Annotated in this window: 11 protein-coding genes; 5 read left to right on the forward strand and 6 right to left on the reverse strand. The window is 62.5% G+C overall.

Features of this window, described 5'->3' with window-relative positions; all coding sequences use genetic code 11:
- Window positions 1-114 precede the first annotated feature (114 nt).
- A complete protein-coding gene (locus ACEQZ0_RS04550) occupies window positions 115-1620 on the forward strand; it encodes an acetyl-CoA acetyltransferase (protein WP_370188818.1) in 1506 nt (501 codons plus the stop codon).
- 19 nt (window positions 1621-1639) lie between these two features.
- Here the strand turns inward: ACEQZ0_RS04550 and moaC are convergent, their stop codons facing one another.
- Window positions 1640-2122: a cyclic pyranopterin monophosphate synthase MoaC gene (gene moaC, locus ACEQZ0_RS04555; RefSeq protein ID WP_370188820.1), complete on the reverse strand. Its 483-nt coding sequence runs from the start codon at window positions 2120-2122 to the stop codon at window positions 1640-1642.
- A 200-nt stretch (window positions 2123-2322) separates the two neighbouring features.
- Between moaC and ACEQZ0_RS04560 the strand changes: the two genes are divergently transcribed.
- Window positions 2323-3111, forward strand: coding sequence for an N-acetylmuramidase domain-containing protein (locus ACEQZ0_RS04560; protein ID WP_370188821.1), 789 nt, complete (start codon window positions 2323-2325; stop codon window positions 3109-3111).
- Window positions 3112-3527: 416 nt separating this feature from the next.
- Here ACEQZ0_RS04560 and ACEQZ0_RS04565 read toward each other — a convergent pair whose 3' ends face one another.
- The 5 genes from ACEQZ0_RS04565 to ACEQZ0_RS04585 form a co-directional block, all read right to left on the reverse strand.
- The gene (locus ACEQZ0_RS04565) at window positions 3528-5615 is read right to left on the reverse strand and encodes a putative bifunctional diguanylate cyclase/phosphodiesterase (protein WP_370188823.1); all 2088 of its coding nucleotides are present in this window, start codon (window positions 5613-5615) and stop codon (window positions 3528-3530) included.
- Between the two features lie 307 nt (window positions 5616-5922).
- Complete coding sequence (locus tag ACEQZ0_RS04570; RefSeq protein WP_370188824.1) at window positions 5923-6681, reverse strand: crotonase/enoyl-CoA hydratase family protein; 759 nt, start codon at window positions 6679-6681, stop codon at window positions 5923-5925.
- Window positions 6678-8303, reverse strand: a complete 1626-nt coding sequence (locus ACEQZ0_RS04575) for an acyl-CoA dehydrogenase family protein (protein ID WP_370188826.1) — start codon at window positions 8301-8303, stop codon at window positions 6678-6680. The genes ACEQZ0_RS04570 and ACEQZ0_RS04575 overlap by 4 nt, the downstream gene beginning before the upstream one ends.
- Window positions 8304-8314: 11 nt before the next feature.
- A complete protein-coding gene (locus tag ACEQZ0_RS04580; protein ID WP_370188828.1) occupies window positions 8315-9181 on the reverse strand; it encodes a crotonase/enoyl-CoA hydratase family protein in 867 nt (288 codons plus the stop codon).
- On the reverse strand, window positions 9178-10365 hold the full coding sequence (locus ACEQZ0_RS04585) for a CaiB/BaiF CoA transferase family protein (protein WP_370188830.1): 1188 nt from the start codon (window positions 10363-10365) through the stop codon (window positions 9178-9180). Before ACEQZ0_RS04585 ends, ACEQZ0_RS04580 begins: the two co-directional genes overlap by 4 nt.
- Before the next feature lie 60 nt (window positions 10366-10425).
- On the opposite strand from ACEQZ0_RS04585, the gene ACEQZ0_RS04590 reads away from it, so the two are divergent.
- The 3 genes from ACEQZ0_RS04590 (at window position 10426) to ACEQZ0_RS04600 (ending at window position 14495) form a co-directional block, all read left to right on the forward strand.
- A complete protein-coding gene (locus ACEQZ0_RS04590; protein WP_370188832.1) occupies window positions 10426-11229 on the forward strand; it encodes a hypothetical protein in 804 nt (267 codons plus the stop codon).
- A gap of 324 nt (window positions 11230-11553) precedes the next feature.
- Window positions 11554-14064, forward strand: coding sequence for a GAF domain-containing protein (locus ACEQZ0_RS04595; RefSeq protein WP_370188834.1), 2511 nt, complete (start codon window positions 11554-11556; stop codon window positions 14062-14064).
- Complete coding sequence (locus ACEQZ0_RS04600; protein WP_370188835.1) at window positions 14064-14495, forward strand: response regulator; 432 nt, start codon at window positions 14064-14066, stop codon at window positions 14493-14495. The genes ACEQZ0_RS04595 and ACEQZ0_RS04600 overlap by 1 nt, the downstream gene beginning before the upstream one ends.
- Window positions 14496-15160: the final 665 nt, after the last annotated feature.

Here is a 15160-nt window from a genome sequence, read left to right on the forward strand (position 1 = left end):
TCTCAAGTTCTTGCTATCCGGCGCGGCGATGCGGAAGCATCAGGCCCGCACACCCGAATTTGGGTTGCGGCATGAAACTCGATCGCTAAGCCTGACTGGCGAGAGGAGAAATGCGTGAGCGGACCGTCCCCGGAACACATCCCGGTCATCGTCGGCGTCGGCCAGATCAACGACAGACCTGAACAAGCGGGAGACGGGCTCGATCCGGTCGGCTTGATGGTCGAGGCCCTGCGCCGCGCAGACACCGATGCCGGCGGCGGCTTGCTGGAGGATTGCGACTCGCTTTCCGTCGTGGCGCAGCTCGCGTGGCCTCAGCTCAATCCCGTCGATGGCACTGTGGCAGAGCGGCTTGGAATTGCGCCTTCACACTGCATGCAGACCGCAATGCCGAATGGCGACAGTCCGATCTTGCTCCTGCACGAGGCGGCGAACCGGATCGGGCGGGGTGAAGCGCTCATCTGCGCCATCACCGGTGGCGAGGCGCTGCGGAACGCAGGGCAGCTCGCGGCGCTCAAGAAACGCCGCGACGGCGAAAGGCCCAACGCGCTGCGCGACGCCACCCATCGCGTGCGTCGGGGCTATGCACAAAGCTACGGCCTGGTCGTGCCGACCGACGTCTACCCGCTCTACGAAAACGCGGGGCGCGCGGCCTATGGCCAGACACTTGCCGAGGGACAGGCCGAGAGCGGCGCCATCTGGGCGCTGATGAGCGAAGTTGCTGCCGCCAGCGAGGGAGCCTGGATTCGCACACCCGTCAGTGCTGCGGAAATCACCTCCCCCTCCGACAGCAACCGCCCCATCGCCTTTCCCTACACCAAGTTGCAGGTGGCCAATTCCTCGGTCAATCAAGGGGCCGGCTTCATCGTCACCTCGCTCGCCGAGGCACGACGACGTGGCATTGCGGAGGATCGCATGGTCTGGATCGGCCACGGGGCCGCCGCGCACGAGAGCGGCAATTTCCTTGCCCGCGACCGTTACGACGCCTCGCCCAGCCTCGCGACGTCGATAGAATGGACGATGGAATTGAACCGCGTTGCCACCAGCGATCTTGCCCATGTCGAACTCTACAGCTGCTTTCCCTGTGTGCCCAAGATGGCCCGCCGCGTTCTCGGCTGGCCGCTCGACAGGCCCGCCACCGTTTTCGGCGGCCTCACCTTCGGCGGCGGTCCGATCGGAAACTACATGAGTCACGCGGTCGTCGCGATGGTTCGGAAGCTGCGCGCGACCAAAGACAAGGGCCTGTTGTTCGCCAACGGCGGCTATGCCACGCACAACCATACGATCCTGCTATCCGGGGTATCGACCGGAGCCGCCTTCCCGCAGGACTTCGACTATCAGGCGGATGCCGATGCCCGCCGCGGCGAGGTTCCCCCGCTCGACGAGGGCTACACCGGTCCTGCGACGATCGAAAGCTACACCATGTATTATGGCCGCGACGGTTCTGCGCAATCGGGTGTCATCGTCGCACGGACGCCGGCCGGTGCACGGACGCTCGCCAGCGTGTCGGCCGAAGATACCGAGATGGTCGCTTTCCTCACCGGGGGGGCGCAGGAACCAGTTGGCACGGAGGGCTCTGTCATTCGCGAAGGCGACGCGCTCGCGGTCTGGCGCCGCCGCTGATTCACTCGCGATCGGCGGTTCAGCCAGTCGGCGCGCGCCAGCCTCCGTTCCGTCCGCCTTCCTTGTCGATCACGCGCACACAACCGATCGTCATCGACTTGTCGACGGCCTTGAGCATGTCGAAAAGCGTCAGGCAGGCGATCGAAACCGCTGTCAGCGCTTCCATTTCCACCCCTGTTCGCCCCTCGGTCCGCACCGTAGCTTCGACCGCGAAACCGGGCAGCGCCTCGTCGATGCGGATCGTGACCTCGATGTGCGAGATCGGCAGCGGATGACACAAGGGGATGAGATCGGCGGTACGCTTGGCAGCCATCACACCGGCAAGTTCCGCCGTTGCGATCACGCTGCCCTTGGGCGCATCCCCGCGGCGGACCATGGCGAGGGTATCCGCCGAGCAGACGAGTTCGCCAAAAGCCACGGCGCGTCGCGAGGTGACCGGCTTGTCGCCCACATCCACCATCCGCGCCCGGCCCTGCCCGTCGATATGCGAAAGTTCAGCCAATTACCGATCCCCATGCCTCGCCGCGCGTGGAAGCATTTTCCTACACCGATGTCGAGCGCCATGACGGGGCGCCGGGCGATGGCGTAGGCGTCCTATACCCTGCCTCGGGGCCCGGCTAGAGCAGCGCCCATGTCGGCAATCCGGCACCGGAGGGGCGCATTTCCATCTCCGCGCGGGGGATGGATCGGGGGAGACGAGACATGCCACTGGAGTTTGCAGGCCCGGCCACGCCGCTGGACGACGAGGCGATCGAGAATGCCGCCAGGAAGATCGGCTGCCAGGTGGCCGCGGTGCGTGCGGTCATCGACGTGGAGAGCCGCGGCGGTTTCCTGGCGGACAAGCGTCCCAAGATCCTGTTCGAACGGCACTATTTCTCGCGCCTTACAGGCCACAAGCACGACGCGACCCACCCGGCGATCTCAAACCGGAAATGGGGTGGATACAGGGGCAGGGAAGCCGAATACGATCGTCTGGGCGAAGCGATCGCGCTCGATCGCGACGCGGCCCTGCGTTCTGCGAGCTGGGGTGCCTTCCAGATCATGGGCGACAACTATCGCGTCTGCGGATTTCGGAATGTCGAGGATTTCGTGGCCGCCATGGTCTCGGGCGAGCCCGCGCAGCTCGATGCCTTCGTCGCCTTCGTGAAGAAGAACAACCTCGACGACGAGCTGATCCGTCGCGACTGGGCGGGTTTCGCGCGGGGCTATAACGGACCCGCCTACCGCGCAAACAAATATGACGACAAGCTAGAGGCGGCCTATCGCTTCCATGCAGCGGGCGGATCGCACGTTCTTTCGCCGCGTCCCCTGCTGCGCCAGGGCGATCGTGGCGACGCGGTCAAGGAACTGCAGGCGCTGCTCGGTGTGGTTGCGGACGGCGATTTCGGCCCGAAGACCAAACAGGCGGTGGTCAATTTCCAGAAATCGAAGAAACTCTATGCCGACGGCATCGTGGGCAAGAACACCTGGGCTGCGCTGGCACCCGACTGAGATGGCGGCCTCTGCCTGGTCTCGTTTCCTGAGCGGAGCTGACTTTTCAATGCCGCCCCCGGGGCGTAGTCCAATGTCCTCAGGGCATAAGGAGCGAGCATGGTGAAAACAGAAACTAAAGTTCAGTTTACCTAGATCATAGATGGAGCCACGGCCGAGCCGTGACCGCGACCGGCACGGCCGATCCATGGTCAAACTCCGGCTGAACGCGCGATAAACGGCCTCTCGGGGACCTTTGCACTGCGCATCTCGACACTCGACGCGGACAATGCAATCAAGGTTCATCGCTGCGCTAGGTCGTCCTTGACCAAATGGGCTTCATGCCAAAGTCCATGAAGCCAGCTATTTCTCGTAATAACCGCCGGGATCGCCTCGCGAAGCGAAAGGCGGCCGATCCAAACGAAACCCTTTCGGGTTCAACTTCGACCGGTCCCCGAGTTGGGCCGCGGATGATCGAACAACGCCTTGGCCTGATTGTCTTCATTGCCGAGTTGTCGGGTAATCAGGCTGCGAACATTTTTCGATTGCGGTTCGCGATGTCGCTTCAATAATTCAAGGACACCCTGCCGGTCGAGTGGGCGGCCAAGATAGAACCCCTGACCCAATTCCGCACCGAGCTCGAGGGCTGCATCGCGGTCGGCAAGCGTTTCGATGAACTCTGCCACGCATTCCAGTTTCATCGCTTCGATCATCCGGATTACGCCGCGTAGCATGTCGCGGCCCTGCTGCTCGCGAGCATTGCGGACTAGCGAGCCATCGATCTTCACCTTGTCGAACTTGATTTCCCGCAGGTAGATCAATGAGGCGAAGCCGGCGCCGAAATCGTCGAGCACGATCCGGCAGCCGGCTTCCCGAAGAACCTCGATGTTCGCGCGCGCCACTTCGAAATTCACCATCATCGCCGTTTCGGTAATTTCGAACTGTAGCCGATGAGGCGGAAACTGGCAGCGGTCGATGACTTCGACAATGTCTCGAGCGGCCTCTTCGCTACAGATGTGCGCGGCACTGAGATTGAAGGACAGACGACACGGCGGCTCCCAGTCGGCGGCGAACTCGAGTGCCCTTTCCAGAAGTGCGAGGGTAATTTCGCTGATCTGCCCCAGCCTTTCCGCTGCAGGAATGAATAGCGAAGGCGGGATTTCACCATCGGTAGGATGATGCCATCGCGCCAGCGCCTCGAACGAGGACAGTTCGCCGGTCCGCAGGTTGACGATCGGCTGGTAGGCAAGCGACATCTGCTCGATCGTCCCGATCTTCATGAGATCGGCTTCGATACTCCGGAGCCGGGCGGTTTCCCCGCGGATTTCATCGTCGAACAGCTTGGTGGTTTCTCGCTCCTCGCGCTTCGCGACATATAGCGCGGCGTCTGCATCGCGCAGGGCCCGCCCGACGTCGGCCGCATCGCTCCCCAGTACGCGTGCTCCGGCCGTGCCCCCAATGCTGACCAGGGCATTCGCCAAACGCATCGGCTTGCGCAGCTGGGCAAGGGCGTGATCGCACCGCGCCACCAACTCACCGATCTTTTCGGAGGATGACACGCCTGCCAGGAACAGGCCAAATTCGTCCCCACCCAGGCGACCGACGACCGCCCCCTGAGGCAATGAGCGCCGTAGTCGCCGGGCGACATGGCGCAGGACGACATCGCCCGCATGATGACCATAAAGATCGTTGATGGGTTTGAAACGATCGAGGTCGATCACTGCCAACAGGCCCGATTGCCCGCCGGCGAGTTTTGCCTCGACATCGCGGATGAAGGCGAACCTGCTTCGAACGCCGGTCAGCCCGTCGGTTTCCGCCTGGCGCTGGGCCTGGCGGCGGGCATTGACCAGTTCGAGATTGGTCTTCTCCATGCTGACGAGCGCCTGGTCGGCATCGTATTGCGCCTTGAACAGGCGCAGCTGGATGCGGTGGCTGACCTCACTCAGATAGAGGCTGACGGCGGCCAGCAGGACTACCGCAAGTGATGCAGGCAAGTTCTCGCCGGCGAAGAGATAAAGGACGGTCAGGACAAGCGGCAGGACGAAAAGAAAGAAAATCACGCGCGACGCAAAAATTATCCCCGTCAATGCGGCGCCCTGAATGAGGGCAGTCAACACACCGATTGCAAGGACTGGCCCCCACCGCAGATCACCGGGAAAGCGTTCTGCTTCGGCAAGTGCCAAAATGACGTAGAAGGTGGCCTGCGTGATCGACAAAAGAACGACCATGAGCCCGGTGAGCCTCGCAGCGACCGGATTGACGTCTTCAGTCGTCCCTTCGGCTGGTGGCGCGGTCCAGTGCCGAAAGCGTAAGAGGACCGCAACAGCAATAATGGCTCCGACGATCTTTGTGACAGTCAGATCGCGATAGATCCAGGCAAAGCCGGCAAATGAGGCGAGAATGGTAAGGTAATAGAGGTGGATGACGGCGCGGACCGACTTGACCCGTTCACGACTGAAAGCAACATTGACTTCGTTGTCGGATTCGAACCCGATCATCCTGTCAATGCGCTGCCAAAAATCCACTTTTGCCTCCACTAGGCCAGTAAATGCCACTCCGAAGCAAAGCTATGGTTAATGGGGCATCAGTAAAAATACTGTTACCATTGGCCTGGGTCTTGACCTATCTGCTCATAACTCTTCAACGGCCTCAAGTCGGCAAATCACTTAGGTAGGGCTACCACAGTCGATCGGCGCGCGATGGGCGTAGGCGGGCGGCGTCTCTTTCGAGACGCCCACTCCCGGGATTACGGGCCCCTAATGGTGCGAAGTGGGCGTACGCCACGAAACCCCGCGAATTAGACCACCCATGTCTTTCGGATTACTGTCTCGCTCAGTCGAACCGGCCGCCGCGGCCTGCACCATCGGCGAAACGGCTGGCCCCTAGCACCGCCTCCGAGCGCAACGGTTCGGCGCCTTCGCGTCCCTCAAAGCGCAGGGCTTTGGCGAGATCGAAATCCCACTGCCGATAGGCCGACATGCGGTCGGTGCGCATGCACCGCGAGGGAAAGCGGGCGATTTCCGCCGCCAAAGCCTGGGCCGATGCCAACGCACTGCCCTCTTCGACCACGCGGTTGGCGAGTCCCATCGACAGCGCTTCCCACGCGTCGACCGGGCGTCCGGTCAGGATCATGTCGAGTGCCCTGCCCTGGCCGACCACCCGCGGCAGGCGCACCGTTCCGCCATCGATCAGCGGCACGCCCCAGCGGCGGCAGAACACCCCGAAAACGGCGCTGTGCGAGGCGACGCGCAAATCGCACCACAAGGCGAGTTCGAGGCCTCCTGCCACCGCATAGCCCTCGACCGCGGCGATCACGGGTTTCGATGCCAGCATGCGCGTCGGTCCCATCGATCCGACGCCCTCGGGTTCGTAGGGAGCATCGCCCTGCCCCACCGCCTTCAGGTCGAAACCCGCGCAAAAATGTCCGCCGGAACCGGTCAGTACCGCCGCAACCAGGGAATCGTCCGCCTCGAAATCGACGAACGCCTCTCGCAAGGCATCGGCGGTTGCCGGGTCGACGGCATTGCGGCAATCGGGCCGATCGATCGTGACCGTGCGGACCGCGTCTTCATCGGTGATGCACACGCTCATGATGCGGGCATCGCACGGTCGAGGATCATGCGCGTGTCGATCGCGCCATCGAACGCGCCATAGGCGGCCCCGCGGGGCCCGAGCCGCAAGCGACAGAAGGCCTCCGCCAGCGGATTGTCCTGCCCGAGCAGCACTGCCGCCTGCGCCGCGAGCGCGAGGCGCTCGACCAGCAGACGAGCCGTGTCCTCGCGCGCCAACTGCTTGAGATCGGTCGCGTCGACCCAGTCGTCGTAGGCGGCGCTCCGACCGCGCTGCGCGCCAAGAAAGCCTTGCAGCGCCTCCACCCCCTCGGGCTCGCGCGCGATCGCGCGCAGGACGTCGAGCGCGATGACATTGCCCGAGCCTTCCCAGATCGCGTTGAGCGGCGACTGGCGGAACAACCGGGGCATCGGCCCCGCCTCGACATAACCGGCGCCGCCATGCGCCTCCATCGCCTCGTAGACCAGGCCGGGTGCGCGCTTGCATACCCAGTACTTGGCGATCGGGGTGAGCAGGCGGGCCAGCGCATCGCCCTCGTCGAAGGCCTGCGCCAGACGAAAACCGAGCGCGGTCGCGGCCTCGCTTTCGACAGCCAGATCGGCAAGTACGGCAGCCATCGCGGGCTGGTCGACCAGCCGCTTCTGGAATGCCGACCGGTGCGCCGTATGCCACAATGCCTGCGCCACCGCGCCGCGCATCTGCTGCGCCGAGCCGATCACGCAATCGAGGCGGGTGTGCTGGACCATCTGGATGATCGTCGCCACCCCGCGCCCCTCGGGGCCGAGGCGCTGCGCGAGCGCGCCATGGTATTCGATTTCCGACGAGGCATTCGAACGATCGCCGAGCTTGTCCTTGAGCCGCATGACGCGAAAGCCGGCATTGCGCGTCCCATCGGGGAGCCAGCGGGGGACGAGGAAGCAGGTTAGCCCGCCCTCCGCCTGGGCCAGCGTCAGGAAGGCGTCGCACATCGGTGCCGAACAGAACCATTTGTGGCCGGTCAGGCTGTACCAGCCGTCTTCGCCCGTCGGCTCGGCACGCGTGGTGTTCGCGCGCACGTCACTGCCGCCCTGCTTTTCGGTCATCGCCATACCGATGGTCACCCCGGCCTTATCCGAGGCTGGACGGGAAGCCGGATCGTAGCGCCCCGCGGTGATGCGCGGCACCCAGCTATCGGCGACAGCGGTATCTGAGCGTAGCGCGGGCACAGCCGCATAGGTCATCGTCATCGGACAGCTCGTGCCCGAATCGACCTGCCCGGTGAGGAACAGGATCGCTGCGTGGAGCACATGGCCATGTGCCGTGCCGTCCCATGCCGCTGCCGCGAAGCCGCTGTCGAGGCCGAGGCGCATCAGTTCGTGATAGGCCGGGTGGAAGCGCACCTCGTCGATGCGGTGACCGTAGCGGTCGTAGTTCTCGAGCACCGGCGTCTGACGGTTCGCCTCGACACCCCATTCGATCGCTTCGGCCGAACCGCAACGCTCGCCGAGCGCCCTGAGCCGGACGCGATGATCTGCCGCACCGGCCTGCGTCACCGCCTCGACCAGCGCACGGTCACCGGTGAACAGGTTCAGGTTTTCGAGCGGTGGCGGCTGGTTGAACACATCGTGCGTGTCGAGCCTGTCGAGCGGCTGGATCGCGGTCATCCTGTTTCTCCTCAATCGTCGGCGGGCAGGCGCTTCGACACCTGGCTCGCTATCGGGTCGCCACTGTCGCGCTCGGCGACCGCCTGCCTGAAGCCCACCTCCTGCGCGCGCTCTCGAAACCAGATACCCTCGGGTGAATGGCGCGAGACCCCATCGAACAGCGTGGCGAACATCTGGGTCGTGGTGAGACCCATGTTTTCATAGGCCTGGTTGACCACGGTCTTGGTCATCATGAGCTGGTTCTTGGGCACGCCGCGCAGCCGCCCCACGAGCCGCTCGACGGCAGCGTCGAGCTCGGCCTCGGGTACGGCCTCGAGCGCAAGCCCGATGCGTTCGGCCTCGCACCCATCGATCAGGTCGCCGGTCATCATCATCCGCTTGGCCCTCTGCGGTCCCAGGCGATAGACCCACATCGCCGGGGTCGGAACGCCCCAGACCCGTGCGGGAGGATAGCCGATGCGCGCATCCTCGGCCATGATCAGGAAGTCGCAGCACAGCGCGATGTCCGAGCCCCCGGCGACAGCCGCGCCATGAACCCGCGCGATCGTCGGCTTGGTCGCACGCCACAAGGCCATGAAGTCCTGCGTGTTGCGCCACATCATCTGGAAATCGAGCGTCGGGTCCCACGGCATGTCCTGCGATCCGCTGACCGCCCCTTTGCGCTCGGCATAGTGCTTGAGGTCGTAGCCGCCGCAGAAGCCCGGGCCGGCACCGCGCAGAACGATGACATGGACGTCGGGATCGGCCTCCGCCTGTTCGACCGCGGCGCGAATTTCGCGCGGCATGCCATGCGCAATCGCATTGAAATGCTCCGGTCGATCGAGCGTGATGGTCGCGACGCGATCGTCGGTGGCATAGGACAGGGTCTGGAAGGTCATAGATTGGCATCCTGCGGTGCATGAGCGGTGCCGCCGGTCAAGGCGGAGGAAATCTCGTCGGGCCCGAGCCCGGCATCGGCGAGCACCGCGCGGCTGTGTTCGCCCACGCGCGCCGCATGCGCGTCGAGCCCGGATCGTACACCATCGAAGCGCGCCACGGCGCGGGTGCGGCGAACGCGTCCGGCCTGCGGGTGATCGGTAACTGCCACGAACCCGTCATGCACAAGTTGCGGATGGTCGGGGAGCGCGGGCGACCGGTTCACCACGCCGCAGGGGACACCCGCCTCGATCAATCGATCCACCGCTTCCGCGGTCGAAAGAGCGGCAATGCGCGGTGCGCAGAATGCGCGCAGATCGTCCCAGTTGAGAAAGCGCCGGGTCATGTCGGCATAGCGTTGATCGTCGAGCAGTTCTGGCGCCCCGATAACGCGCACCCAGCCCTCGAACTCGGCCTGCGACAGCATGACGACGACGATCCAGCCATCCTCGGTCGCCCAGGGGCGATAGACCGCGGCGATATCGGGCATGCGCGAGGCGCTGTCGGGAAAGGCGAGGTCGCCATGCAGGTCGATCCAGCCATAGGCGACCGCCGCCTCCATCATGGAGATGTCGATCACCGCACCCTTGCCGCTGCGCTCGCGTGCGAAGAGCGCTGCCGTAGCGGCTTGGGCCGCATAGAGCCCGGCATTCTTGTCGCAGATCCATTGCGGAGCGAGCACCGGTCCCTCGTCGCTCCAGCTGACCATGCCCGATTCCGCTTGGACGATCGGGTCGTAGGCGCGAGCGCCGGACATCGGCCCTTCCTGCCCGAAGCCACTGATCCGCGCGATGACGATATCTTCGCGCAGGGCCCGCAGGGCATCGATGCCAAGCCCCATCCGCTCCATCACGCCGGGACGGAAATTATGGATGAGCAGATCGGCCTGCGGCACGAGGCGACGAAGCAGCGCCCGCCCCTCAGCGCGGGCGAGATCGATACCGACCGACTGCTTGCCCGCGTTGAGCGTGACGTGCGCCGAACTGAACCCGGGCGCGGCGACCGCGCCGAGCGAGCGCGACCGGTCACCTTCGGGCGGTTCGACCTTCCACACGCGCGCGCCCTGCTGGGCCATGATCTGCGTCGCAAGCGGCCCCGCGACAACGCTGGTCAGATCGATTACGGTAATGCCTTCGAGCGGCAGCATCTCTCTTCCTTCACTCCCTATATGTTGCATATATTGTCAGGATCGGACTTAATGCGCAATATGCGATTGACGGAAAGCGATGCCCCCGTGATGAGCGCGCGCACGCTCATCCTAGACCTGTTCGATACCGGCGATCCGCCCGATTTCTCGGTTGCCGAACTCGTTCGCGCAGGCGCCGCCTTCGGGATCGAGGCGCCGGGTATCCGCACAGCGCTGACGCGACTGAAAGCCGAAGGCCGGGTTCGCGCCATAGCCCGCGGCCGCTACGAGATCGGCGCCAATGCCGAGCCGCTAAAGCAGCGAATTCTCGGCTGGCGCACGCGCCTCGCCGGTCGCCGGGATTGGGATGGGCATTGGCTCCTTGCCGTTGCCGGGCCGCCGGAACGCGCCGATCGCACAACCTGGCGCAGGACCCTCCGCGCCCTGGAGCTCGAGGGGTTTGCAGAGGCCGAAACCAACCTCTGGGCCCGTCCCGACAATCTTGCCGGAGGAGCTGCAGGTGCACGCGATCGCCTGGCATGGCTCGAGGCGGCCCCAACCCTGTTGCTGGTCGAAGCCCGCGATCTGGACGCAGAGCGCGAGGCGCGGTTTCGCGACCTATGGCAAGTCGACGAACTTCGCGCACAACACCGTGCGCTTGCCGCCAGTCTAGAACGCAGCGCGGCCAGCATTGCGGACATGGACCTGTCCGCCGCCGCTGCGGAAACGCTGACCCTGGGGCGTCAGGCAATCCGCAGAATAACGCGCGACCCATTGCTACCGGAGGAGCTCGGTCCTTCCGACGACCTCACCCGCCTCGTCGACGCGATGATCGTCTACGACCGGATCGGGAAGCGCGTATGGCGCGACTACCTGGCGGCGTGAGCGGTCCCCAAGCTCGATCGGCCTCCAGCATCGAGCGAACCGGAAATTCCGAAGCCGCCAGTCCCGGATCGTTCTGGGGTTTATGGCTGACAAGTTGCAGCGGAGGAGAGACTCGAACCCCCAATACGCGGATCGCGATCCCAGCGAGCCGGGTGCGTCAGTGCGCCTGTCCCTTGAGCTTATCAGGGCCGAAGCGCTTCGGTTATTTCACAAGCACCCCACTCAAGAATCTTGGCAGGAAACGAATACCTTGACCACGCGTTCTATCGCCCACTTATAGCAAGCTGCGGCTGTTCAGCCGGACGGTGAGGGGACTGGTCGATCATGCACCAACAGTTGAATGCGGAATCTGCACTGGCAATCGACACGAATTTTCTTGCCAATATGTTCGAGCATGCTCCTGGCTTTATGGCTGTGCTCCGTGGCCCGGAACATGTCTTCGAGTTGGCCAATCCCGCATACCGTGAGCTGATCGGACAGCGGGACATTATCGGCAAACCCGCCTGCGCCGTGGCTCCTGAGGCTGTAGAACAAGGGTTTATTGCGATTCTGGACGAGGTCTTCCGGACTGGCGAGGCCTACACAGGCAAAAGCATGGAAGTCCGTCTGCAAAATCGCAAGGACCCCGTGTACGTCGACTTCGTAAACCAGCCGATCTTCGATGAGGCCGGCAGAGTTTCCGGTATCTTCATCCAAGGCACTGATGTTACCGGTCGAACAAGAGCCGAACGACTTCAAGCGACTCAAAGCAAACTTCTGGAATCGGCCTTTCAGGATAAAAGCCTGCCTGATCTTCTGAGCATGCTCATTCTTGCGGTCGAAGAGGAAGCACAAGCCGAAGTCCTCGGATCCATCCTACTCCTGGATGAAGATCGCAAGCGGCTTCTTCACGGTGCGGGGCCAAGTCTCCCCGCGCCCTATAATGACGCGATACATGGCATCGAGATTGGTCCGGAAGTCGGATCTTGTGGAACAGCGGCGTTCAGCCGGCAAGCCGTGTTCGTGTCCGATGTGCGGAATGACCCTAAATGGGCCGCCTTCAGGGACCTCGCCATTGAACACGGCCTGCTCGCCTGTTGGTCGATACCTATCATCTCGTCTGGCGGTGACGTGCTCGGCACCTTCGCGATGTATCATAGGCAGCCTAGGGAACCGCTGGCCGCCGATATCGAACTTGTCGATTTCGTGATCCGCACTGCTGCCGTGATCATCGAGCGCAAAAAAGCTGAAATGGCTCTGGAAGAAGAGCGCAAGACGCTCGAAATGCTCAACAAAACCGGCGAAGCAATCGCAGGTGAGCTAGATTTGGGTCAAGTTGTCCAGCAGGTGACTGATGCGGGGGTCGAGCTCACGGGCGCGGAGTTTGGCGCATTCTTCTACAATGTGAACGAACCCGATGGGGCGTCATACATGCTTTACACCCTCTCAGGTGTCGATCGTGCCGCATTCGATCAATTCCCGATGCCTCGCAAAACCGAAATCTTTGCGCCTACATTCGACGGGGACGGCGTCGTGCGATCAGACGACATCACGACCGACCAGCGTTATGGACGCAATGCCCCACATAACGGTATGCCGGAAGGCCACTTGCCAGTTACCAGCTATTTGGCAGTGCCGGTCAAATCGCGCTCAGGCGAGGTGATTGGAGGACTGTTCTTCGGCCACTCTGCGAAGGCCCAGTTCAGCGAGCGCCACGAACGCCTTATCGTCGGCTTAGCCGCACAAGCTGCCGTGGCTATCGACAATGCGCGTCTTTATCGGGCAGCTCAGACTGAAATTAAGGAACGCAAACAGACCGAAGAGGCATTCCGGGACATTAGTAGACGGTTTGATGCCGTGCTCAACAATACCCGCATGGCTGTGTTTCTCATGGATGAAAGGCAGTTCTGCATCTACGCGAATGCGGCCGCTGAAGATCTTACCGGCTATTCCTTCCAGGAATTGCAAGGGAAGGCCCTGCATGACGTCATCCATCACACACGACCTGATGGATCGCATTATCCTCTCCAAGAATGCCCAATCGACCGTGCGTTCCCCGAGAATGCCCAGACTGAAGGAGAGGAAGTTTTCGTTCATCGCGACGGCTCGTTTTACCCTGTTCACTTTACCGCATCGCCGATCCGCGACGAGGGATCAAAGACCATCGGGACGATTATAGAGGTCCAGAACATAACAGCCGAAAGGGAACGCGCAGCTGAGCTTGCCGAGGCGTTGAAGGTGAAGGATATCTTGCTGCACGAAGTAAACCATCGCGTGAAGAACAGCTTGCAGGTGGTGACCTCTTTGCTGACCCTGCAAGCGCGCAAGGCGGAGGACCAGCGCTTGGCCAAGAGCCTGCAGGAGGCGCGTAACCGGGTTGCCGTTATCGCCGCCATGCACCAGCGCCTTTATGCGACAAGCGATCACGACCATGTCGACTTCGGAGACTATCTCGCCGACCTTGCCGACGAAGCCATGCAATCGATGGGGTCGCGCGAGCATATCAAGCTGCGCACCGCTATCGATCGGGGGATCGTTATGAACTTGAGGCAAGCGGTGCCACTGGCACTTGTGGTCAGCGAACTTATCACGAATGCAATCAAGTACGCCTACCCGGCTGACAAAGGTGGGGAGATTTTCATCGGGCTTGATGACGAGGGTGAAGACGTTACCATTTGCATTAGTGACGAGGGTGTCGGTCTGCCAGAGGGTTTCGAGCCGACAAGGTCCGAGGGACTTGGCATGAAGATTGTCACCTCGCTCTTGCGTCAGGTCAGGGGAGAACTGTCGGTGCCGCCTAGATCCAAGGGCGCCCAGTTCGACATCAGAATACCGGTTCGGAAGAAGGAAGAATAATGGGTAACTCCACCCGCACATCGAGAGATAAAGGCGGACTAAGCGTATTGATCGTCGAGGATGAGGCGCTTGTTGCGATGGACCTGGAATATATGCTCGAGGAAGAAGGCCACCTTCCCTTCGCGCACGCGGACAGCCTCGAATCGGCGCTCAGGGCAGTGGAGGTAGATCGGCCCGATCTTGCATTGGTGGACATTCAACTGGCCTTTGGAGAAAGTGGGCTTCAGGTGGCGGAGCGATTGAAGGATCACGGAATTCCAGTGCTCTTCTCGACCGGGAATTGCCCTGGCGAGATCGGGCGTTCATTGGCAATCGGATGTATGCATAAACCGATTGTCGAACGCACCCTGCGAGCCGCGCTCCGGGCAGCCGAAGCGAAGATTGGAGGACGTCCCGTTCCGCAACTGCCCTCGTCGGTACACTTTTACTGACCGTGACCGCCCGAGACCGGGTAGCGGAGCAATGGGCCGGTGGTCTTAGACCGTGACTCCGGTCGCGGGCGCGCAAGCTTCGATGGTGACGTCTCAGAGGTTCCGAGTGTCGATAACATGCCGGCATTTCGCAAACGCACTTCTGGTGTTATCTCTCGCCTTTCCGTGAGGAGACCAACCGCAGTCCTGCCAGCCTAGCGGAGTGAAGCCTTTGACTGACATTTTCCTGCGGTTATCCCGACGGTACAGGCGCACATTCTCGGCGGTCGGCGCAATATGGTTCGCCTTCGGCTGTGCGCTCTACGCAAAGTTTCTCGCGCTTCCTGACCTTCCGTATCTGACTGAAGAGATCGTTCTCTATTCCGGTGCTGCATACAATGCGGTCTGGTGGGGGTTCGTGCGGCCAGCGCTCAAGCGACGCAGCATGGCGCTCGATACGAATATTGGTGCGGAGGGGGGACTGGAGCCCCCAATACGCTGAGTGAGATCGTTGGATCCCGTCCGACCGGAATAGTCGACGACCGTGTGAACCTACGACGCTGCCCCTAATCGCGAAACTCGAGCACTGTGCCGCGATAGGCGACGAAATTTCCCGTCGGGTCCAAGAAGCCTGCCCCAATCCTGTTGGCGTGAAATTGGGCTTCACCTAGGCTTGGATACCATTT

The sequence above is a fragment of the Qipengyuania sp. genome (assembly GCF_964227205.1).
In the GTDB taxonomy this organism is placed as follows: domain Bacteria; phylum Pseudomonadota; class Alphaproteobacteria; order Sphingomonadales; family Sphingomonadaceae; genus Qipengyuania.

Coding starts and splice junctions, on each gene's coding strand:
- ACEQZ0_RS04590 (WP_370188832.1), top strand. CDS start 10,426: ATGCGATTGACGGAAAGCGATGCCCCCGTGATGAGCGCGCGCACGCTC.
- ACEQZ0_RS04595 (WP_370188834.1), top strand. CDS start 11,554: ATGCACCAACAGTTGAATGCGGAATCTGCACTGGCAATCGACACGAAT.
- ACEQZ0_RS04560 (WP_370188821.1), top strand. CDS start 2,323: ATGCCACTGGAGTTTGCAGGCCCGGCCACGCCGCTGGACGACGAGGCG.
- ACEQZ0_RS04600 (WP_370188835.1), top strand. CDS start 14,064: ATGGGTAACTCCACCCGCACATCGAGAGATAAAGGCGGACTAAGCGTA.
- ACEQZ0_RS04575 (WP_370188826.1), bottom strand. CDS start 8,303: ATGACCGCGATCCAGCCGCTCGACAGGCTCGACACGCACGATGTGTTC.
- ACEQZ0_RS04570 (WP_370188824.1), bottom strand. CDS start 6,681: ATGAGCGTGTGCATCACCGATGAAGACGCGGTCCGCACGGTCACGATC.
- ACEQZ0_RS04580 (WP_370188828.1), bottom strand. CDS start 9,181: ATGACCTTCCAGACCCTGTCCTATGCCACCGACGATCGCGTCGCGACC.
- ACEQZ0_RS04585 (WP_370188830.1), bottom strand. CDS start 10,365: ATGCTGCCGCTCGAAGGCATTACCGTAATCGATCTGACCAGCGTTGTC.